Raw genomic sequence first — 21628 nt, forward strand, 5'->3', positions numbered from 1 at the left:
CACCCACCGCGCTTTCTGTCGCGGTGGGTGCGCTCACCGCAGGGCGGCCGTGGCCTCGTCGAGGACGATGCCCAGCGAGCGGGTGCCGCGCCCCTTGGCCCAGACCTCGGAGTTCACCTCGTGGACGTCCCCGTTCTTGACGGCCGGGATCTTCTTCCACAGAGGGTTCTTCGCCAGCTTCTCCGACAGCTTGCCGTCCGCCTCGCCGAAGGCGATCGTCTCCACGAACAGCACGTCCACGTCGCGGGCGAGGATCTCCTCGAGGCTGTAACTCCCCTCGACGCCACGGGACTTCCAGGGGTAGTCGGCGAGCTTCGGGAACAGACCGGCGGCCACGTCCGTCCCCGGGGTGGCGACACCGAAGTTCTCGTCGCTGCCGTAGATGACGAGCGCGGTCTTGTCGCTCTTGTTCTTCTCGGCTTCGGCGAGCTTGGTGCGGAAGGTCTTCTCGGCCTTCTCGCCCTCGGCGGTGCGGCCGGTGAGCGCGGCGACATTACGCAGGTAACCCACACTGTCCTGCCACGTCTCGGGCTGCATGGGCCAGAACGTGGTGGCGTCCTTCAGGGCCGGGGCGAGCTTGCCGTGCGTGTCCTCAAGACCGATCACGAGATCGGGCTTGTGGGAGAGGACCGCCTCCACCTCGGGAGCGATGAAGCCGCCGGGGATGATGTCGACCTTCTTCGCCTTCTCCTCTCCCAGGAAGTCCGGATGGGCGAGGAGAGCACTGTTCGTGGCCGTGGGGACGATGCCCAGCTCGGTCAGGATGTCGTCGCACAGCGCGAACAGGCAGACGATGCGCCGCGGTTCCTTCTTCAGGGAGACCTTGACGCCGTTCGCGTCGGTCAACTCCCGAGTCGGCTTGACGGGTTCCACGGTGACGCTGGTTTTCGGACCGGCCGCAGCCGCATCGTCGCCCGCGGGTTCGGTGGACGCTCCGCATCCGACCAGCACGGACCCCACTACGGCCGCGGTGATCCAGCTGCGGACGGACCTCGACGGTGAGCGCATCAATGCCCTCGCTTCTTCTCATGGCTCCGGAACGCGTCGACAATACATGATAATCGTTTTCAACTGACCCCTTTTCTCGCTGGAGCCTCTCGATGAACGACGACCCGCTACTGCTCGTCTCCGACCATGTCGGGGGATCCGTCCACGTACTGACCATGCCGGACGGCGTCGAGGTGCACCGCCTCACCCGACGTCATCTTTCCGAGCACGCCGGCTTTCTGGCACTGCCGAGGGGGCGGGCGGCGTGCGTCGACGACCGCAGGGGCGAACTGCTGGTCCTCGATCCCTTCGGCCGTGAGCTGGTTGAGGCCGCTGTGCCGGTCGCCGTGCCGGCCGAGCACCTCGCCTGTGACCCTTCCGGCCGGTGGGCAGCCGTCACGACAGGCCTGGGCAAGAACGGCGAACCGTGGTCGGATCTGCTCACGGTCGTCGACCTGGCCACGGGAGACGCGGCCCGGGTGCGGACGCGCATGGGCGAGCCGGGGGTGACGGTACTGGGCGGCGGCACCCCCCTGGCCGTCCTGCGGCACCGGGAACCCGGCGCGCTGGCCGTTCACCGGTTCCCCGACCTGCTCGACGCACCGCCCGGCTGCCCAGCGGTCACGCCCCACGCACACCTCCCTCTGCCGGACGACGGGCACGGCGATGCACAAGACCCGTACACCGGTCGCGTGTTCGCGGCCACGGGCGAGGGGGTGCGCCGGGCTCGCCGTGAGGGCGACGCACTCGTTCCGGAGCCGGTGATCCCGTGGGGTTCACCGGCCCGGGGCTGGTACCTGCGTCTCGACCCGCGACGACGGAGCCTGTGGTCGACCCTGCGTGGCGGCCCCGCAGATCCACTGCGATGGCCGGAGTGGACGAATCAAGCATGGCGCCACGACCTGCAAACGGACCGTACGACCGTTACGGAACTCGGCCCGGGACTGGTCTTCCGGCTGGCCCTCGCCAAGGACCACACCGCGTTCACCCGCATCCATCCCGACGGCGACGAACTGATCCTGCTGGACGCCGGCGAGACCGTACGCCGTGCCCCCCTCCCCTCCATGGACGGCGCCCCCCGACGCGGAGGCACCCCCTGGGAGGGCGTCCAACGCCGTGCGGTGGCCGCCTCACCCGGCGCGGACTGGGTCGCCGTCATCCGTGGCGGCCACGGCGAGATTCACGTTTTCGACGCCCGAACGGCCTGCGAAGCAGCCCACTTGCAGCTGGGCACCCCCTTGCACCACGGCGGTCACGCGATGCTGCGCACGCGGCACGACGGCACCGAAGGAGATCCCGTAGGCCGGTGACCGAAGGGCGCGCCGCCCCTGCCGTCAGGGTGACAGACGCCCAGCGGCAGCTCGCGCCGCTGTTCGCCGTCTCACCGGCGACGGTGTGCCGGGTCATCCAGCGACTGCGCCCCTCACGGTGCTGGGCGACGGCGCCTACATCAACACCGGACTCGTCGTCCCGCACAGAAAACGGCTTGGCCGGCCACCCCTCACAGGTGGAAGCAGCGTCGTTGGGACGTGAAAGCCTGACAGGCGCTCTTCTCGAAGCCAGCGAGCAAGATCAAGAACCGCCTCAGGAGGTGGCGCAGGCCCCTGCGTGACCCGAGCGGCGCCCTCCGGGCCCCTGTAGGACCCCTGGATCTTGATATGCCCGGGTGAACGGTGGTCGGCCCGTTGGAGTGGCGACCACCGCTCCTACGTTTCCGCAGGTAGAAACGGTTCTCCCCGCGTAGCGAGTAATGGGGCGGGTGGGACTCGAACCCACGGCCGACGGACTATGAGTCCTTTGGGGATCTTGGCGGCCCTTGTCGATCTACGCTCATGATGGCCGTCTTCCCAGGTCAGATAGGGTTTGGTGCCTCAGTCCTTCTCGGCCCTTGTCAGTCCTTCCCGATCCTTGTGTCCAACCTGCGTCCAGAACGCGTCCAGGATCGGACAAGTCCGCTGCCGTAGCCAACATTCCTCAGCAGGCGGAGTTGATCAGGTCCCGCAAGCCCTGGCACGACCTGGCCGACGTCGAACTCGTCACCCGGGACTGGGAGCCGAAGATCATGCTCGAATACGCCGCTGCGAACCGCCGCCCTGCCCACAGCCACGCCGATCGGCGTTCCCACCCGTTGACCCGCATCTCTCGAGCATGTCCGACCGCCACCCTGTGAGGCGCTGTCCCGCCGAGTCTTCCCGTCGGCGGGGACGCCGTTGACTGCCAGGGGAGCGGGAGGTGGCGGACTGGCGGAGACCGAATGATCGAGCGAACCCCGGACAGGTGGTCCGGGGCTCGTCGTGTGCGGTGGCGGTGCGGCGCGAGGCCTCACATCTCGGGTTCTCCCGCGGGGTCCAAGGCGTAGGTGACCCTTTCCCCGACCCGCACCGCGGCCTCGATCATTCTCTGCCGCTCGCCCCCCGTGTAAAGGTCGGCGCAGGCACTGATCGCCGGATACAGCTCCGAGAGGATGAGGGCGGCCGATTTCGGAATGACCTCGGCCGTGCGCCAGTGCTGCCCGAGCCGGTCGATCTGCCTGCACAGCTCGTCCAGCGCGAGCCGATCGAATCCGTCGTTCAGGCGCAGGGGAACGATGAATCCGTCAGCCGCTTCGCTCAGCTGCGACACAAGTTCCTCGTCCACTGGATCATTCCTCATCTTCGACCATTCCGATGATGGCGCTTGGGTTTATGTATCTCTCGACCAGAGCCTCTTGCGATGATTGCGCGTTTGTGTTCGCAGACCATCCCCGCAGGTACCTTGCCCTGTTTTCCGCCGAGGTGAGATCGACCAGCCGCGCCTCGACTTTGTCGCCGTCGATGATAGCGACCCGCTGACCGGGCTGGCGCCACTTCTTGATCACATCCCAGCTCTTCGTCACCGAAATCCACTGGGTCCGTACCCGACTCCCCTGACCTATCTGCACGTTGATGGTGTAGTCACCGTCGACGTTCTTGGCGAACAATCCCTCTGCCGGATCCTCGTCGGGGCGCAGATTTCTGTACCAGATTCCGGCAGCTGCTGCCGAGGGCCCTCCACGCAGAACGTCTTTGAGTGACTCTCCCGACGAGTCCGACGAAGCCATCGGGAAATACCCGAAGTCGGTGGAGTTGTGAGCATCGGGCCGGCTCTTGGGGCAGGCTCCGGGGGCCTCGTCGCAGAAGACCTCCCAGAACGTCTCACTCGCCAGGTGGATTCCGTTGCGGGCGTCCCACATGTCGTTGGAGTCCGTCATCCGGTTCTGCTTGTCGACCATGTGGAGTGCGTCGAGCCATGCGCGTTTCGCCTCCTCGCCGAACTGGCGCGGCGGGATCGGCGCGATCGTTACCGGATCGCTCGCCGGGGCCCTGCCGGTGCCACCGCCGCCGCCGCATCTGTGCGTGTCGCAGTAGTAGCTGGAGCCCTTGTACTTCTTCGACCCTGGGTCTTGTTCAGGGTGATAGGTGCCGTACGTGCCGTTGTTTCCGGAGCAGAAGTGAACGGGCCCACAGCTTTCCAGGCCCGTGGGGTCGCTCTGGGTCACCGGGCTGTTGTCGGCGTAGGTGTAGCCATTGAGGGATTGGGTGTCGCTCGTGTCGAGTTCCGGGTCGACGCTGAGGAAACGCCCGGTGGCCGCGTCGTATTCGCGGGCGCCGACGTAGGTGAGGCTGGTGGAAGAGTCGGCGGACTTACCGAGAAAGGCTTTGTCGTCGGGCCAGTTGCCGGTGCCGCCGGTGCGAGAGGCGCCGAAGGGGGTGCTGTATCGCTTCGTGACCGCCTGACTGGTGGCGTCGAGGGCAAGGCTGCTGGTGCCGTGCTGGTCGGACGAGAGCCAGGAGAGGGTCTCGGTGCCGGTCTTGTCGGTGCGCAGAGCGATGACCTGGCCGCCGGCGTTGTAGTACCGCTGGGCCCAGTACTTGGCGGTCGAGGTGGAAGTGTCGAGGTGTACCTCTGTGCCGTCGTCGAGGTAGAGGACGGTCTCTCCGCCGGTGTTGCGGCGGATCAGAAGAGTGCCGTCGGCGTCGTAGACGTGGCTGGTGGTGCTCTTCGTGGTGCCGGAACCGGACTTCTCGGTGAGGGTGCCGAGTTGGCCTTCGGGGCTCCAGGTAAGGCTCTGGGTGTCGGTGCCGTTCGGGCGGCCGGTGGTGTTGCCGGTCGCGTCGTAGGCGTACGTCGCGGTCACACCTGTGCATGAAGTGGCCGTGGTGATGGCAGTCAGGCCGTGGGGGTGAGCGTTGTCGCCGTAGCAGTACGTCCTGGTGGTGTCACCGGTGGAGGTGTGGCTGGTCTCCGTGGAGCGCAGGCCGCCGTCGGTGTAGCGGTACGAGGTCCAGTACGGGGCGGCGCCCCCGAGGTTCGCGGTGGTACGGCCGGAGGCGGAGCAGTCGGCCGTGGACGGGGTCCAGGCCTCGGTCAGGCGTTGGTGGCCGTCGTAGGCGAAGCACTGGTTGTCGGCCTTGCCGGTGCCGCCGAGGGTGGTGGGGTCGGTGATGGAGGTGACGCTGCCCGCATCGTCGTAGCCGTAGTTCAGTTCCTGCAGCTCGTAGTTGTGGGTCTGGTCAGTGACCGCCGACTGTTTGAGCCGGTCGGTGCCTTCCTCCCAGGTGTTGGTGATGTAGGCCTTCTTGGTGCCCGCGGCCGTGGAGGTGCCCAGGGTGAACTGCTGGGGCTGGCCGATTTCGGAGTAGGCGGCGCCGAGCAGGTAGCCGCTGAGGCCGGCGACGTCCGTGGGCAGACCGGCACTGTCGTAATGGGTGACGACCTTCTCCGCGGCCAGACCCCCGGCGGCCGGTTCGGAGATGTACTGCTGGGTGCCGTCGAGGTTGTAGTACGTCGAGAGGGTCAGCGTGGAGGTGACGGCGCCGGAGGTGACCAGGGCGTCGGTCGAGGGCAGGAGCAACTGGGTGGTGGTCGGCCGGTACAGGCTGTCGTAGGCGGTGACCTTGCGGGTGTAGGCGGTGCCGGTCACCCCTCCGACGTAACTGGTGGACGAGTCCAGCTGCCCCTTGGCCAGGGTGTCGTAGGCCCAGTGGACGAGCTTGTCGGCGTCCGTCTTGGCCGTCTGCCACTGGTCGGTCCTGCGGCCGAGTTCGTCGTAGCCGTACAGGAGGGTGGTCTTGCGGGAGTCGGTGGTGGTGGCGACCTGGTCCAGGTCGGTGTAAGACGTCGTGCTCGTGCCCTTGTCCGGGTCTGTCGCCGAGGTCTGACGGCCGAACAGGTCGTACGTGTAGGACCACTGTGTGCCGTCGGGGCCGGTGACGACGTCCGGCTTGGAGTCACGGGTGTAGGTGTACTTCGTGGAGGTGTAGGCAGCGCCGACGCCCGCACCGTAGGCGGTGTCGGCCGGGTCGGTACCGGAGTACTCGCGCTGCTCGGTGGTGCGGCCGAAGACGTCGGTGATGGTGCGGGCCGCGGAGCCTCCGGCCAGGGCGGTGGTGGCAGTGGAGTCTCCGGTGTACGTCGTCGATGTGGCCCGCTTCTTGACGCCGTAGACGTAGAAACTGCTGCTGGTCGGGCGTTCGGCGCCGTCGAAGACCGTGTCGGTCTGCTTCGGCGCGCCGCCGTATTCGGCGCGGGCGTAGCTGCCGGACGGGGTGGCGGTGGAGTCGAAGACGTCGGCGTAGGTCTCGTAGGCCAGGCCGCGGCTGTTGTAGCGGACGTCTGTCAGCAGCCGGCCGCTGTTCGCGGTCGGGGACTGGGTCTGCAGCGGCCGCAGCAGCGAGTCGTAGATCGAGTAGCTGGTGTTGTAGACGCCTTCCGCGAGGATGCTGGAGGACGAGACCCAGGACGGGGCCTTGTTGGTGACGGAGTAGGCGTACGTGTAGTTGGCGCCGTATCCGGCGGCGCGCAGATGGTTGGGCAGCCAGACGGCGGTCACCCGGCCGAGCGCGTCGTACGTCGACTCGGTCAGCTTTGTGTTGACGTCGTAGACCTTGACGGGAGTGCCGCGGGCGTAGTCGAAGTAGGTGTAGGACTTCTGGGTCTTCGCGTTGGTGACCGTTGTCTTGGTGAGCGGTCCCGTCGTGGTCGGGGTATAGACGGTGGTCGTCGGGTTGCCCAGCGCGTCGGTCACGTTCAAGGGCCGGCCCAGGGTGTCGTACGTGGTCTTGTCGACGGTCTGCCAGGAGGTCGGGGACCGCTCACCGTTGGTGGCCGTGGCGGGGTAGGCGGCGGCACGTCCGGTCCAGTTCGCATCCCCCAGGGTCGGGGTCTGGGACGCGGTCCAGGCGGTGGCGGTGGTGGAGTCGTAGACCGTGGCCGCATCGGACAGTACGTCCCCGCGAGTGCTCGTCGAGGTCGGCAGGCTCAGGTCGGTCTCGGCGGTGGAGCAGGCGCGGCCGACGACGCGGGTGCGGGAGACCAGGGAGTTGATGCCCAGAGTGTCGTTGCGGGCGTACCAGGTGCGTGTGCAGGTCTCGTCGCCAGTGACGGCCGTGTCGCCGGCGTCGTAGGCGGTGGCGGGCATGCCGTAGCTGTCGAAGCTGGTGGTCACGCTGCGGGTGCGCCACTTGGCGGCAGCGGTGAGGTAGGTCGAGGTCTGCGTCTTGTAGGTGCGGACGAAGTAGGCCTCGATGTCAGCGTACGACTTCTGCTGACTGGCCGTGCGGCTGGACCAGGGGTCGTTGGCCGTGACGGTGACCGGGGTGGACCCGTTGTAGGTGATCTGCTCGCGGGTAAAGCCGGCGAAGCGGTCGCTGTCGGTCTGATCGGCCACGCTCAGGCCGGTGAAGCCGATGCCCGGGACGGAGACCGAGCGTGTCGTGCCGTCCTTCTGCTTGTCACCGTCCATGCCCTGCAGATACAGCGACACGGTCTTGGACTGGGTTTCGCTGGAGGCGCCCTTCAGCGTGGTGACGGTGCGGTAGCCGCGCCAGTCGGACCAGGTGCGCTCCTTGGCCGGGGTGAACGGGTCGCTGTTGTAGTGCCAGGCCTGCCCGGAGTAGCTGTAGTGGTTCTCCATCGTCTCGCCCAGACCGGTGGGGTCGGAGGTGATGACGTCGGTGACCCGGTACTTGTTGAACCAGTCCAGCGACGCCTCGGTGGCGCCGTTGACGTGCCAGTAGACCGGGTAGCAGCTCATCGTGTCGTTGTCCTCGGACGACGGCATGTTCGAGCCGCGTATGCATTCCGGGTCGGACAACGTCACCGTGGTGATGGCGCCGGCTTCGGAGGTGATGGTCTGGATGCGGGGCCGGTTCAGCGGCAGGACATTGTCCGTGGAGGAGTCGACCCGGTTTTCCCGCATCTGGTAGGTGAACGTGACCGGGTTCAGGGAGATCGCGGTCCCGTTCTTTCCGGTGTGCTGGATGCTCTTGAGGACGAGGGTCTGGTCTGTGCTGTTGCCGATGTCGCCCGGGTCGAGGAACTGTTGGGTCAGCGCCCAGGAGTCAACATCCGTGTAGGTGCTGGAGGCGGCCGACCATGCGTGGGTGTCGATGCTCGTCAGGCGCTTGCGGGTGAAGAACGCCGGGCCGGTGGCCTTGCAGTCCGCGCCGGAGGCGCAGATGGAGTCGTACGGGACGTCGGGCCAGCTGGAGGCGGTGGAGGACGTCAGCGAGGAGCAGTCGGAGGCGGTGCACCGCTCGTCATAGCTGAAGGTGACCTCGTCCGAGGCGGTGCCGGTGAACAGGGTGTCCTTGTTCTGCCCGTAGAGGATCTTGGTGAGGTAGCCGCCCCGCGTGTACTGGGCGGTGCCGGTGGTCGCGCCGTTCTTTCCGTAGTAGTCGGTCTCCGCGGTGTACCAGTACGACATCGCGTTGGCGTGCAGGTCCACGACGTAGTCCAGGTTCCAGCGCCAGGCCTGGTCGAGGGACCGGTCGGCGAAGGCGGAGCCCTGGTCGTAGCCGGGCTCGCCGGAGTTGTTGCCGAATACCGGCACGGTCCATACGGAGTTGGTGCGCTGGGTGTCCGCTCCGGGCAGCTTGTTCAGGCCGAAGACGTACTTGGTGCCGTCGCCGGTGGTGACGGTCCAGTACTCCCCGTCGTTGTCGCCGTTGTCGGCGCCGGTGGAGTGGGTGACGGTGGAGGCGTCGTCGTCCTTCAGGTGCCAGACGCCGGTGGTGTCGTCCTTCACCAGTTCGGTGGACTTTCCGTTCAGCACGAGCGAGGCGTTGTCGTACTTCCAGCACTCGTCGTACTTGCCGCTCTCGCCGTCGTCGTCGCACGAGGCGTAGGACCGCTCGACGTAGGAGGATGCCACGTCGCCGAAGCCCTCACCGACGAGCGTTCCCTGGTTGTTCGTCGAAGCCGTCCTGCCGTCCACGCTCCCCGAGTCGTACGACAACGACAGCTGCGGCGACGGTCCCGCTGCGGCCGGCGGAGTGGTCAGCGGGTAGGACCAGGTGAAGCCGCCCGAAGCACTGCCTGCTTCCCAGCTGGAGGAGGCCGAGAGCGGGCTGGCCGCGTAGTTGCCGGCACCGGAGGCCGATTCCCCCGATGAGGTGGCGGTCACGGCCAGCACCGTGGCCGACGTTGTGCCGGCAGCCATCAACGACGTGCGTGGCGCCGAGCGCGAGGCCCGCGCAGTGCCGCTGCCGGCCTTCCCCAAACTGACCTTGGCCGACAGCGTCTGAGCACTGATGTTGTTGTGCGAGCCGAGCGGGGCCTGTGTCCGGCAGGCGGCCTTCCGCGGCGTGGTCAGCACGCACGCCGGGAGCTGAACCAGCCGCAGGCGACCGGACCAGCCCCCGCCGTAGGCGGAGGCGAACGCCGAGTAGTCGACGCTCACCTGGGCGGAGCCCGGCTCGGCGACTGATGCCGTCAACAGCACACCCTTGATGCCCGCTGCCCGGGCCTGCTGCTGTCCGAGAACCCGCACCCGAACCTGGCCCACCGCCGAACCGGTCCCCCGCCCGGGCACGACGGTGATCGGCAGTCCTCCTGCCGTCAGCTTGGCCACGCCCTGCCCCGGTATTCGCCCGGTCACCTCGGCGGTGTGCGGCCAGACCACGTGCTGCTGGGCATGTGCGCGCTGGGCCTGGGCCGCGTTGACGGCCCCGGTTTTGGCGACCTGCGCACGGGCCTTCTTCGAGCCCAGGCCCAGATGTTTCCGTACCTTGTCGACCCGCTGCTTCGGCAGCGCCGGCTTGCCCAGGCCGCCCCCGGCAGCGTGAGCCGCCGGGACCCCGAGCCCCGCAGGAACGACCAGCGCCATGCACAGCGCCGCGACCACAGGTGCCCGCCGACGCCGTGGACCCCGACCCGGTGCGGGTCGACGCCACGGCGACAGCACACCGCGGGTCAGAGCAGTGCCCATCCAACGAGCCTTCATGCCGGAACTCATGACTAGCCTCCCGCGACCGCTACCGGCCGCCTGCACACGCCAAGGGATCAAAAGAGCAAGGGGACAAGGGAGTCTGGCCGGGTGGGGCGGCTGCTTGACGCCGCCCCACCTCGTGCCTGTCACATGGGTCAGTCTCCGATGGTGTCGGTGACTTGCTGGTTGGCCATGGCGCCGGTCCACAGCCTGATGTCGGTGATCTTTCCCGGCAGGTGGTGGCCCCAGGCTCCGCCCACGTATCCCTCACCGGCCGCGAACTCGCCGGACCCCGCCACCGCCGTGTAGGGATGAGGGGCGTCGGCGCCGTTCTCGTCGGGCCCGAGGTAGAAGTGGATCGTGCCGGACGGGGCGTCGTACGTGCCCGTCATCCGGACCGGGCTGCCCAGGACCGCGGCCTCGTCGGAGACCACGCCGTCGAAACCGCCGTCCGTGTTCAGCCGGCCGAAGTACCACTTGCCGACCGGAACCGTGGTGTCGGTGTCCGGGTCGAGGTCGGTTCCGGTCAGCTGGTACCAGAAACCCCAGGCGGAGCCGTCCGCGCTGCGCTGGCCGACCACCTGCGCCGTGTATCCGACCGGCTTGGAGAGCAAGGCGTCGCGGTCGATGTCCACCAGCGTGGTGGCGGTGAACGAGGCCGTGTCGTCGAGCACCGGTCCGGGCGCGGTGGCCGCGCCATCTGTTCCGTTCAGGACGACGGCCTGGCCGTCGAGCGAGGCGCCGCCGGCCAGGGTGAGCGTACGGCCGTATCCGGAGGTGGTGTCCGCCAGCGTGCTTCCGCTCGCGCCGTCCGGGTTCCAGGCGCCCATCAACTCCACGCCCGGCACATTGTTGCCGTCGAGCAGTTGGTCCTCGGTGGCGACCTCGTCGTCGGTCAGGGCGCGCTGCCAGACGGCCACCTCGTCGACCCTGCCCCGCCAGTAGTTCACGTAACTGCCCGGGGTGAAGGCGACCCGGCCGAACTGCAGGGTCCCGTCGGTGACGGTGGCGTCCGACGTGCTGGGCAGCGCGACCGGCGCCCCCTGCAAGCGGCCGTTGACGTACAGAGAGATCGTGCGGTCCTTGGAGTTGTAGACGCCGGTCAGGTGCGTCCACACCTTCAGCGGCACCCCGGCCGCGGCGGCGTTGGCGCCCAGGTACTTGCGCACCCCGTTCTCGTACCAGTTCCACAGGAACACCCAGCGTTGGATGCCCGGCGAGTAGTACAGGGCGAAGCCGGAGCCGTCGCTGCCCGTCTCCGAGACCACCGTGCGGTAGTCGGACCCGTCCGCCAGGTAGGCCCAGGCGGAAACGGTGAACGACGACTGCGTGTTGACGGCCGGTGCGGCAGTTGCCGCATACCCGGACTGTCGGGTCGTGTCGGAGGTGTCGTTCAGCCAGAGCGAACGGTCCTGGTCGCCACGGCGGGCGAGTGAGGACCAGCCCGCGCCTTGGGTGTAGAGGGTCGCCGAGTGACGTGTGCCCTCGGTCGCCGTGTCCGCGGCCGTGGTCACGCCGGAGCCCGGTGCCGCGTCGTCGAAGTGCCAGCGGCCGATCGCCGTCTGCCCCTCGGCGACATTGAACTTCACGATCGTCTTCGCGCCCCAGCGTTGGGCACTGTCCTGCGCCCGCACCTGCAGTTGCTGGGTGCCCGCCAACTGGGGAGTGATCCCGGCCGTGACCTTGTTTCCGGAGATCGGCTTGGACCAGGCGGTGGAGGTCGCCAGCTTGTACTCGTAGGCGGCGTTGGTGTCCCCCGATGCCGGCGCGAAGGTGAACTGGCCCGCCACACCCGGCCCGCCGGCGGGGGCGCACGCGTTGGCCGTGCACTCCGAGTAAGGGCTGCCGAAGGTGATCGTGGGCGCCTTGGGGGCGGTGGTGTCCACCTTGAAGTAGCACCAGCCCTTGGTGGTCACCGTGCTGTGCGACTCCAGGTAGCTCTCGCCGCTGTTGTAGTAGGAGCGGCTGAACACTGCCAGCCGGTACAACGGTCCCTCGGACAGCGTGATCGGGGACGGGTACGTGAGCACCGTGCCGTTGCCGACATAACCGCTTGTGGGCCGCACCGGTTCGGTCGCCACCGACCAGGTGCCGTCGCTGTTCCTCTGCTGGATGTAGTAGTGCGCGCGCAGGCTCGCTCCGCTGCCGCCCCCGGTCGCGGTCCACACCGTCGCACTCAGGCTCGGCGTGGGGTCCGTGATCACATCGGGGTCTGTGGAATCGGTCTCGCAGCTGATCCCGCTGCCCTCGACGATGCCCGCCTTGGTCGGCGCCGCGGGCAGCCCCAGATAGGTCACCGAAAGCACCGCGTCATTCCGGAACCGCTTCCAGGCACTGGTGTCGCTCTCATCCCGGGCCTTCAGCAGCAAGGTCAGCCGCGAGAACTTCCCCGCGGCGAAGTCCCCCACAGTAGAAGTCAGGCTCGAGCCGCTGAATTCGATCGGCGCCGGCGGCTGCGAAGGGTCACACAGAGAGCCACGGCCCGCCGACACGTCACGGCTGGCCATCACCCCCAGATACGAGGGGCGGGTCGACCAGGTGGTCGACGACGAGATGTTGCTGGTTCGTTCCAGGTCGACCCAGCGCGCATCGCACGTGAACGACCAGCTCTCGGTCGCCCGGAACGTCGCCGACAGCACTTTCTTGCCCGCCAGGCTGCTTGGCGAGAACTGGAAGTACAGCCGCTCGGTGTAGCCGGGGCCACAGTAGTAGCCGTTCCACGAAGAGCAGTGCCCCGTGCCCTTGCCCTCGTTGTTGCTGCCGTTGCCCCAGTTGAAGTCACTGACGCCGTCCGAGCGCAGATACGTGTGGGCCGTCTGGTCCAGGCCCACACTGGGGTCGATGTAGAGGGGGTAGGCACTGCTGTCGCTGTTGGCCAGCATGCCCGCGTCTGGCACCACGGCCAGCGAATCCGTGCCGACCTGAACCGGCAGCACCGCCGAGGTGTCGCCGTCACCCGGCCCCGCCGTGCCGTCCGCCGATGTGCCGGTGGACGGGTCCGTGGTGGCCGACGGGGATGGGTCACTCGCCTGCGTGACCGCAGCCGTCCGCTCCAACTGGGTGGACGAGCCGGAGGTAGTCGCGTCGCCCTGCGAGTCCCACATCAGGGCCGCCGGAGCGGAGAAGACCGGGCGCGCGTCGTCGTCCACGGCGGTCATCCCGCCGCCGCTCGTCGACGCCACCGTCAGGCCGTCCGACTGCAGCGAGAAGGCAACCTTCTTCAGCTCCGGATCGGCAGCCGCCTGCGGGGTCTTCACGACCAGCAGCTCGCGGAAGCCCTCGGTCGTCGCCGTCATCCGCAGGTCCACGCCGGGCAGCACATCGGCGTAGACCGCGCTCGCTCCGTCCAGCGTCGGCTTCGGCAGCGTCCCTGGCCAGCCCAGCCGCAACGACTTGCCGCCCCGGGCGATGTCCACCAGCCCAGAACCGTCACCGCCGTCAGAGAACGCCAGATCCACCACCGTCGCCTTCGGGCCGACCGTCCCGTCCGACCGCACCTCCAGGCTCGGATCCGGGGACACCCACGCCCCGTCGTCATGGTGCACCCGCACCGGCACCGTCGACTGGTCCAGCGTGAACGTCGTGCCGTCCGGATTGGCGTACGTCGTCGTGTACTCCGTACGGTCGGCGTCGACCTCAACCGCGGAACCACTCGCCACCGCCTTCTGCGAGGCGGTGGCCTCCGCAGAGAGGGAGGTCGTGCCGTCGGAACCGGTGTCCTGGCCACTGGCAACGGCCGTATAGGCGGCGGCCGTCGCGACAGGCTGAATCAACAAGACGAACGCAGCCAGCCACGCTGTACGCGACGACCGTACACGTCTACCCCCAGAATCCCCCACAGCCCACCCCTGAACACTTGACGAACTGATCACAATCACTTGGCGATTGAGGAGCATGGCAGGAGCAGCAGTATTGAAGTCCAAGGGAGGCTTCAAGATCAGACAAGCAACCGCCCAGATACGAGCAAAGACTTTGATCGTTCACCTTGGCGACAGGCGTCGCACATCGGTGCGATAACCGTCGACGGCTTGGAGGCCGTCAAACGCGTACACCTCACCACGGCCTTCGCGCCACCAGAAAGATACAAAGGATCTTGTATCTTGATACACTTCAATTGATACATGCATGAAGAGGAGGGACATCATGAGTCGGACGGTCATCGATCTCGACGACGAGGCGCTGGAGGAAGCAGCCAAGGAACTCGGCACCACCACCAAGCGCGACACGATCAACACCGCCCTGCGGGAAGTCACGGCCCGCTATCGGCGCCTGCGTTCTCTCGAAGAGGCCCGCGAACTAGTAGCCGAGGGCGCCCTGGACATCGACATGCTGCTGGACAAGCAGGCATACCGCCATACGAGCGCCGACGCGGCACGCGGTGATCGCAGCCCCGGAGTGGACGCGTGACCGTCGCCGACTACCTCATCGACACCTCCGCCCTCGCCCGCATCCTCCTCCGACAGAACACCGCCGAATGGGACGACAGGATCGCCGCCGGCCTCGTCGCGATCTGCGACCTCACCGAACTGGAAGTCCTCTACTCGGCACGTTCCGCAACGGACCGCACCCGCTTGAAGGCGGCCCTCGACGCCCATTACGCCTGGTGCCCCATGCCCGACGGTGTCTACCGCCGCTCCCGCACCATCCAGGAACAGCTGACCGCCAAGGGAGGACACCGCAGCGCGGGCCCCGTCCATCTCCTCGTGGCGGCAGCCGCCGAGGAGGCCGGACTCACCCTCCTCCACTACGACCGCGACTTCGACACCATCGCCCGCACGACAGGGCAGCCGGTCCGCAGGATCGACCTCAGGCAGTAGGACTCGCGCGGTACCGACGGGCACCGAGCTTCTCCCGACCGGCCGACCGGCGGTCATATCGCGGCGGACTGGGCCGCTTCCGTGCCGTCCCCCGGCCACCAAGGCCACCTGGCAGCACTTCCGGATCCTCGTGTCCAGCCGGCGTCCAGAATTCGACGTCCCTACGCTCGCACAGCCACCCACGACGCCGTCCTCCAGCCGTGGGCCGTTACGTCTGCGCAGGTCAAAAGCGATCCCACCGCACACTGGCGGCCACGGAGTTGAACTCACGGGCAGCGGATTCAGCCCCGTTGGAGCAACGTCCTGAATCCGCCCGCCGACTGAGACGTTTCCGCAGCTCACAGGGGTGCACAGTGGGGCGGGTGGGACTCGAACCCACGGCCGACGGATTATGAGTCCGCTGCTCTAACCGGCTGAGCTACCGCCCCATAGCGGCGTGTCGCGTACATGTGTGCGCGCCGTCTGCCGCAGCATAGCCGCTCATACGATCTCCTGCTTCGGATGGTCGGCTTCGCACGGCCTTCGTGACCATGAGGACTGCGACCAGCCCCGCGCGGTTCCCAGAAGATCGGAACGGACATGAAAAAGGACCCCTGCGGGGTCCTCGTTCAGCGTGCTCCCCCGACTGGACTCGAACCAGTAACCTGCCGGTTAACAGCCGGCTGCTCTGCCAATTGAGCTACGGAGGACCGAGCTCCCCGGACTGGACTCGAACCAGTAACCTGCCGGTTAACAGCCGGCTGCTCTGCCAATTGAGCTACCGAGGAAGGTCTCGTTGCATCGAACGTACCTACCTGGGTATTCGCCAGGGGGCGCCCGCTCGCTGCGACACATACATTAGCGCAAGCAGGGGGGTGCTCCGCCAATCGGTACTCCCCGGCGCCCACGCCGCACCGAAGACCCACGCAAGGGAAGGGTGACCGCCATGCGTTACCGGCTCACTTTCGTCGCCGGAGTCGTCCTGGGTTACGTGCTGGGCACGAGGGCCGGGCGCGAGCGCTACGAACAGCTGAAGAAGTCGGCCCGCCAGTTCGCGCAGAACCCCGCCGTCCGCAACACCGCGGAGTCGGCGGCCCACCAGGGCCGCGAGTTCGCGGGCAAGGCGTACCACGTGGTGAGCGACAAGGTCGGCGACCGCGTCCCCGACTCGGTGGCCGAGCGAGTCCGCCACCTCAAGGAGCGGGCCACCCACAACGGCGGCGAGGACGACTGGGGTACGAGCAATACGTAACAGTTCCTTCTCAGGCGCCGCGCACGGGCGTGCCCGCAAGGGACACGGGGAACTGCGCGACCAGCCACGACGAGGCCCGCACCCGAAACCCGGCGACACACCCCACGGCGCCCACGGCTCAGGCCAGCGCAGCGGTACGGCAGAATTTTGGCCATGGGGATAGTCGCCGGGTTGGACAGTTCACCCGATTTCACTCGTATCGTCGTCTGTGACACGGACACCGGAGCCGTGCTCAGGCAGGGATATGCACCGCATCCGGTGGAGAGCCCCGACGGCGGCCGGCCGTCCGACGTCGACCCGCAGGCCTGGCTGCTGTCCCTGGGCGAGGCCGCGGGCGGCGGCCTGCTGGAGGGCGTGCAGGCCATCGGCGTCTCGTCGCAGCAGAACGCCGTCGTGCCGCTGGACGCGCAGGGCAACACCGTGCGGCCGGCGATGGTCGGAGGTGACAAACGGACGCAGGTCGCGGCGGCCGATCTGATCGACGCGCTCGGGGGGCGCGAGGCGTGGGCGCAGGCAGTGGGGTGTGTGCCGCAGGCCGCCCAGCCGGTGACGAAACTGCGCTGGCTGGCCCGGACCGAGCCCGAGAACGCGCAGCGCACAGCGATCCTCATGCAGGCGCACGACTGGCTGGTGTGGCAACTGCTGGGCCGGCCGGTGCGACGGACCACCGACCGGGGCGGGGCGTCCGGCACCGGGTACTGGTCCGCGGCGACCGGCGCCTACCGGCCCGACCTGGTCGAGCTGGCGCTCGGGCACCAGGTGATGCTGCCGGAGGTGATCGGCCCGGCGGACGCGGCCGGTACGACGCCGGAGGGACTGCTGATCTCCGTCGGGACCGGCGAGACCATGGCGGCGGCGTTCGGGCTCGGCATCGGTCTCGGGGACGCTGTCGTGTCGCTGGGCGCGTCCGGGTCCGTGATGGCCGTGCACCCCGAGGCGCTGGTCGACGGCTCCGGGATGATCACCGCTCTCGCCGACGCGACGGGCATGCACCTGCCGGTCGTCACCACGCTGAACGCCGTACGGACGCTGCGCGGGACCGCCGAGTTGCTGGGGCTGCCCGATCTGGAGAGCCTGTCCGAGCTGGCGATGAAGTCGACGCCGGGGGCGCACGGGCTGGTGCTGCTGCCCTATCTGGAGGGTGAGCGGACGCCGAACCTGCCGCACACCGCCGGGACCCTGGCGGGGCTGCGGCGCGAGTCGATGAAGGCGGAGCATCTGGCACGGGCCGCGTTCGAGGGCATGCTGTGCGGGCTCGCGGACGCGCTGGACGTGCTGCGCGCCCGGGGCGTGGAGGTGCGGCGGGTGTTCCTGCTCGGTCCGGCCGCCGAACTGCCCGCCGTGCAGTCCGCCGCGCCGTCGCTCTTCGGGACACAGGTCGTGGTGCCGCAGCCGGCGGACTACACGGCGATCGGCGCCGCCCGGCAGGCGGCCTGGGCGCTCGGGACGTCCCAGGGCACGCTCGACGCGCGGACCCCGCCGGCCTGGCAGGGCGCGGTCGCGCAGGTGCTGGAACCCGGGGAGGAGCTGGCCGTGGGGCAGGCGGTGCGGCAGCAGTTCGTGTCGGTGCGGGAGCAGACGCACCCCGGGGCGTTTTGACCGCCTGTTGGGTTAATTCGGTTGAGGTAACGCGGGTGGAGTGTTCGACGATAGGGGCCAGGGGCAACCAACCGCCCCGTCGTCCACTCCGAGAGAAGCAGCGTGCTCATACGACTCCTGCGGACCTTTCTCAGGCCCTACAAGAGACCCATCGCCCTGCTGGTGCTGCTGCAGTTCCTGCAAACCTGCGCCACGCTCTACCTGCCCACGCTGAACGCGGACATCATCGACCAGGGCGTCGTCAACGGCGACACCGGCTACATCCTGGGCTACGGCGCCCTGATGATCGGCATCTCGCTGGTCCAGGTCGTCTGCAACATCGGTGCCGTGTACTACGGCGCCCGTACGGCTGCGGCGCTCGGCCGGGACGTGCGGGCGGCCGTGTTCGACCGGGTGCAGTCGTTCTCCGCGCGTGAGGTGGGTCACTTCGGGGCGCCGTCGCTGATCACCCGGACGACGAACGACGTCCAGCAGGTGCAGATGCTGGCGCTGATGACGTTCACGCTGATGGTGTCGGCGCCGATCATGTGCGTGGGCGGCATCGTGCTGGCGCTCGGTCTGGACGTGCCGCTGTCCGGTGTGCTGGTGGCGGTCGTGCCGGTGCTGGGCGTCTGCGTGACGCTGATCGTGCGGCGGCTGCGGCCGCTGTTCCGGTCGATGCAGGTGCGGCTGGACACGGTGAACCGGGTGCTGCGCGAGCAGATCACCGGCAACCGCGTCATCCGGGCCTTCGTCCGGGACGAGTACGAGCAGCAGCGCTTCCGGAAGGCCAACACCGATCTCACGGACTTCGCGCTGGGCACCGGCAACCTGCTCGCGCTGATGTTCCCGATCGTCATGACGGTGGTGAACCTGTCGTCGATCGCCGTGGTGTGGTTCGGGGCGCACCGGATCGACAGCGGCGGGATGCAGATCGGTGATCTGACGGCCTTCCTCGCCTATCTGATGCAGATCGTCATGTCCGTGATGATGGCCACCTTCATGTTCATGATGGTGCCGCGCGCGGAGGTGTGTGCCGAACGCGTCCAGGAGGTGCTGGACACCTCGTCGAGTGTCGTGCCGCCGTCGGCGCCCGTGCGGGAGCTGCGCCGGCACGGTCATCTGGAGCTCCGCGGGGCGGGCTTTTGCTATCCGGGTGCCGAGGAGCCGGTGCTGCGGGCCGTGGACCTCGTCGCCCGGCCCGGCGAGACGACCGCCGTCATCGGTTCGACCGGCAGCGGCAAGTCCACGCTGCTCGGACTGGTCCCCAGGCTGTTCGACGCGACCGACGGGCAGGTGCTCGTGGACGGGGTCGAGGTGGCGGAGATCGACCCGGAGCTGCTCGCGAAGACCGTCGGGCTGGTGCCGCAGAAGCCGTATCTGTTCGCGGGCACGGTGGCGACCAACCTGCGCTACGGCAATCCGGACGCCACCGACGAGGAACTGTGGCACGCGCTGGAGGTGGCGCAGGCCAGGGACTTCGTGGAGCGGCTGGAGGGCGGGCTGGACGCGCCGATCGCGCAGGGCGGGACGAACGTCTCCGGCGGTCAGCGGCAGCGGCTCGCGATCGCACGGACCCTCGTGCAGCGCCCCGAGATCTACCTCTTCGACGACTCCTTCTCCGCGCTCGACTACGCCACGGACGCCGCACTGCGGGCCGCGCTCGCGCAGGAGACCGCGGAGGCGACCGTGGTGATCGTGGCCCAGCGGGTGGCGACCATCCGGGACGCCGACCGGATCGTCGTCCTCGACGAGGGCCGGGTCGTCGGCACCGGCCGGCACCACGAGCTGATGGCGGACAACGAGACCTACCGGGAGATCGTGCTCTCCCAGCTCACGGAAGCGGAGGCTGCCTGATGGCCGGGCCCATGGGGCGGATGATGGCCGGGGGCGGCCCCGACCAGCGCTCGCTGGACTTCAAGGGATCGGGCAAACGGCTCGTCGCGCGGTTCCGGCCGGAGCGGGTCACCATCTGCGTGCTGCTGCTGTGCGTGGTGCTCAGCGTCGGCCTCAACGTCGTCGGGCCGAAGATCCTCGGCAAGGCGACCGACCTGGTCTTCGCGGGCATCGTCGGGCGGGACATGCCGGACGGGGCGAGCAAGGAGCAGGTCCTCGACTCCATGCGGCAGCGCGGGGACGGTGACGTCGCCGACATGCTGCGCAGCACCGACTTCACGCCCGGCCAGGGCATCGACTTCACGGCCGTCGGGCATGTGCTGCTGCTCGCGCTGGGCGTGTTCACGGTGGCCGGGCTGCTGATGGCGGTGGCGACGCGGCTGGTCAACCGGGCCGTCAACCGGACCATGTTCCAGATGCGCGAGGACGTGCAGACGAAGCTGTCGCGGCTGCCGCTGTCGTACTTCGACAAGCGCCAGCGCGGCGAGGTGCTGTCCCGCGCGACGAACGACATCGACAACATCGGGCAGACACTCCAGCAGTCGATGGGGCAGCTCATCAACTCGGTGCTGACCATCATCGGCGTGCTCGCGATGATGTTCTACGTCTCCTGGATCCTGGCGCTGGTCGCGCTCGTGACCGTGCCGCTGTCGTTCGTCATCGCCACCCGCGTGGGCAAGCGGTCGCAGCCGCACTTCGTGCAGCAGTGGCGCACGACGGGCAAGCTGAACGCGCACATCGAGGAGATGTACACCGGGCACGCCCTGGTGAAGGTGTTCGGCCGGCAGGAGGAGTCGGCGAAGCAGTTCGCCGAGCAGAACGACGCGCTGTACGAGGCCGGGTTCCGGGCGCAGTTCAACAGCGGGGTCATGCAGCCGCTGATGTTCTTCGTGTCGAACCTCAACTACGTGCTGGTCGCGGTCGTCGGCGGGCTGCGGGTCGCCTCGGGCTCGCTGTCCATCGGTGATGTGCAGGCCTTCGTCCAGTACTCGCGGCAGTTCTCCATGCCGCTGACGCAGGTCGCCTCCATGGCGAACCTGGTGCAGTCGGGTGTCGCCTCGGCAGAGCGGGTCTTCGAAGTGCTGGACGCGGAGGAGCAGAGTGCCGATCCCGTGCCGGGGGTGCGGCCGGAGACCCTGCGCGGACAGGTGGCGCTGGAGCACGTGTCGTTCCGCTACGACCCCGACAAGCCGTTGATCGAGGACCTGTCGCTGAAGGTCGAGCCCGGGCAGACGGTCGCCATCGTCGGCCCGACGGGCGCCGGCAAGACGACGCTGGTGAACCTGCTGATGCGGTTCTACGACGTCACCGCCGGGCGCATCACCCTCGACGGGGTCGACATCGCGCGGATGTCCCGGGACGAACTGCGCGCCGGGATCGGCATGGTGCTCCAGGACACGTGGCTGTTCGGCGGCACGATCGCGGAGAACATCGCGTACGGGGCCGCCCGGGACGTCACGCGCGGGGAGATCGAGGAGGCGGCCCGGGCCGCGCACGCGGACCGGTTCATCCGTACGCTGCCGGACGGGTACGACACGGTGATCGACGACGAGGGGTCGGGGGTCAGCGCGGGTGAGAAGCAGCTGATCACCATCGCCCGGGCGTTTCTGTCCGAACCAGTGATCCTGGTGCTCGACGAGGCGACGAGCTCGGTCGACACGCGTACGGAGGTGCTCATCCAGAAGGCGATGGCCAAACTGGCGCACGGACGTACCTCGTTCGTCATCGCGCACCGGCTGTCGACGATCCGGGACGCGGACACGATTCTGGTGATGGAGAACGGGGCGATCGTGGAACAGGGCACGCACGAGGAGCTGCTGGCGGCGGGCGGGGCCTATGCCCGGCTGTACAAGGCGCAGTTCGCGCAGGCGGTGGCCGAGGTGGACTGAG

General features: G+C 68.2%; 11 protein-coding genes and 3 tRNA genes. 7 read left to right on the forward strand and 7 right to left on the reverse strand.

Features of this window, described 5'->3' with window-relative positions:
• Positions 1-33: 33 nt before the first annotated feature.
• Positions 34-1008: an ABC transporter substrate-binding protein gene (locus V8690_RS13205; protein WP_338778524.1), complete on the reverse strand. Its 975-nt coding sequence runs from the start codon at positions 1006-1008 to the stop codon at positions 34-36.
• A 92-nt stretch (positions 1009-1100) separates the two neighbouring features.
• Between V8690_RS13205 and V8690_RS13210 the strand changes: the two genes are divergently transcribed.
• Positions 1101-2297 (forward strand): hypothetical protein, encoded by a 1197-nt coding sequence (locus V8690_RS13210; protein ID WP_338778526.1) that lies wholly within the window; start codon positions 1101-1103, stop codon positions 2295-2297.
• A 1012-nt stretch (positions 2298-3309) separates the two neighbouring features.
• Here the strand turns inward: V8690_RS13210 and V8690_RS13215 are convergent.
• The 3 genes from V8690_RS13215 to V8690_RS13225 all read right to left on the reverse strand — a co-directional run bounded on the left by V8690_RS13215 (position 3310) and on the right by V8690_RS13225 (position 13989).
• Complete coding sequence (locus tag V8690_RS13215; protein WP_301980792.1) at positions 3310-3624, reverse strand: hypothetical protein; 315 nt, start codon at positions 3622-3624, stop codon at positions 3310-3312.
• 4 nt (positions 3625-3628) lie between these two features.
• A complete protein-coding gene (locus tag V8690_RS13220) occupies positions 3629-10114 on the reverse strand; it encodes an RHS repeat-associated core domain-containing protein (protein ID WP_338778530.1) in 6486 nt (2161 codons plus the stop codon).
• A gap of 257 nt (positions 10115-10371) precedes the next feature.
• Positions 10372-13989: a LamG-like jellyroll fold domain-containing protein gene (locus V8690_RS13225; protein WP_338778532.1), complete on the reverse strand. Its 3618-nt coding sequence runs from the start codon at positions 13987-13989 to the stop codon at positions 10372-10374.
• Between the two features lie 370 nt (positions 13990-14359).
• On the opposite strand from V8690_RS13225, the gene V8690_RS13230 reads away from it, so the two are divergent.
• Complete coding sequence (locus V8690_RS13230) at positions 14360-14623, forward strand: type II toxin-antitoxin system VapB family antitoxin (protein ID WP_301980795.1); 264 nt, start codon at positions 14360-14362, stop codon at positions 14621-14623.
• Entirely contained in the window at positions 14620-15033 is a 414-nt protein-coding gene (locus V8690_RS13235; protein WP_338778536.1) for a PIN domain nuclease, read from the forward strand. Before V8690_RS13230 ends, V8690_RS13235 begins: the two co-directional genes overlap by 4 nt.
• Positions 15034-15387: 354 nt before the next feature.
• Here V8690_RS13235 and V8690_RS13240 read toward each other — a convergent pair.
• The 3 genes from V8690_RS13240 to V8690_RS13250 all read right to left on the reverse strand — a co-directional run bounded on the left by V8690_RS13240 (position 15388) and on the right by V8690_RS13250 (position 15800).
• Positions 15388-15461: transfer RNA gene (locus tag V8690_RS13240), tRNA-Ile, on the reverse strand.
• A 188-nt stretch (positions 15462-15649) separates the two neighbouring features.
• A tRNA-Asn gene (locus V8690_RS13245) sits at positions 15650-15722 on the reverse strand.
• Between the two features lie 5 nt (positions 15723-15727).
• Positions 15728-15800: transfer RNA gene (locus V8690_RS13250), tRNA-Asn, on the reverse strand.
• Positions 15801-15958: 158 nt separating this feature from the next.
• Between V8690_RS13250 and V8690_RS13255 the strand changes: the two genes are divergently transcribed.
• From V8690_RS13255 to V8690_RS13270, 4 genes are all read left to right on the forward strand, one after another.
• The gene (locus V8690_RS13255; protein ID WP_037671666.1) at positions 15959-16264 is read left to right on the forward strand and encodes a YtxH domain-containing protein; all 306 of its coding nucleotides are present in this window, start codon (positions 15959-15961) and stop codon (positions 16262-16264) included.
• A gap of 153 nt (positions 16265-16417) precedes the next feature.
• The gene (locus V8690_RS13260) at positions 16418-17863 is read left to right on the forward strand and encodes an FGGY family carbohydrate kinase (protein ID WP_338778541.1); all 1446 of its coding nucleotides are present in this window, start codon (positions 16418-16420) and stop codon (positions 17861-17863) included.
• 102 nt (positions 17864-17965) lie between these two features.
• Positions 17966-19699: an ABC transporter ATP-binding protein gene (locus V8690_RS13265; protein WP_338778543.1), complete on the forward strand. Its 1734-nt coding sequence runs from the start codon at positions 17966-17968 to the stop codon at positions 19697-19699.
• The gene (locus V8690_RS13270; RefSeq protein ID WP_338778545.1) at positions 19699-21627 is read left to right on the forward strand and encodes an ABC transporter ATP-binding protein; all 1929 of its coding nucleotides are present in this window, start codon (positions 19699-19701) and stop codon (positions 21625-21627) included. The genes V8690_RS13265 and V8690_RS13270 overlap by 1 nt, the downstream gene beginning before the upstream one ends.
• Position 21628 lies beyond the last annotated feature (1 nt).

This window comes from Streptomyces sp. DG1A-41, assembly GCF_037055355.1.
Lineage (GTDB): Bacteria > Actinomycetota > Actinomycetes > Streptomycetales > Streptomycetaceae > Streptomyces.

What these genes read in the sequence shown, in the direction of transcription:
- V8690_RS13205 (WP_338778524.1), bottom strand. Translation starts at nt 1,008, where the DNA reads ATGCGCTCACCGTCGAGGTCCGTCCGCAGCTGGATCACCGCGGCCGTA.
- V8690_RS13210 (WP_338778526.1), top strand. Translation starts at nt 1,101, where the DNA reads ATGAACGACGACCCGCTACTGCTCGTCTCCGACCATGTCGGGGGATCC.
- V8690_RS13220 (WP_338778530.1), bottom strand. Translation starts at nt 10,114, where the DNA reads ATGGCGCTGGTCGTTCCTGCGGGGCTCGGGGTCCCGGCGGCTCACGCT.
- V8690_RS13230 (WP_301980795.1), top strand. Translation starts at nt 14,360, where the DNA reads ATGAGTCGGACGGTCATCGATCTCGACGACGAGGCGCTGGAGGAAGCA.
- V8690_RS13255 (WP_037671666.1), top strand. Translation starts at nt 15,959, where the DNA reads ATGCGTTACCGGCTCACTTTCGTCGCCGGAGTCGTCCTGGGTTACGTG.
- V8690_RS13260 (WP_338778541.1), top strand. Translation starts at nt 16,418, where the DNA reads ATGGGGATAGTCGCCGGGTTGGACAGTTCACCCGATTTCACTCGTATC.
- V8690_RS13270 (WP_338778545.1), top strand. Translation starts at nt 19,699, where the DNA reads ATGGCCGGGCCCATGGGGCGGATGATGGCCGGGGGCGGCCCCGACCAG.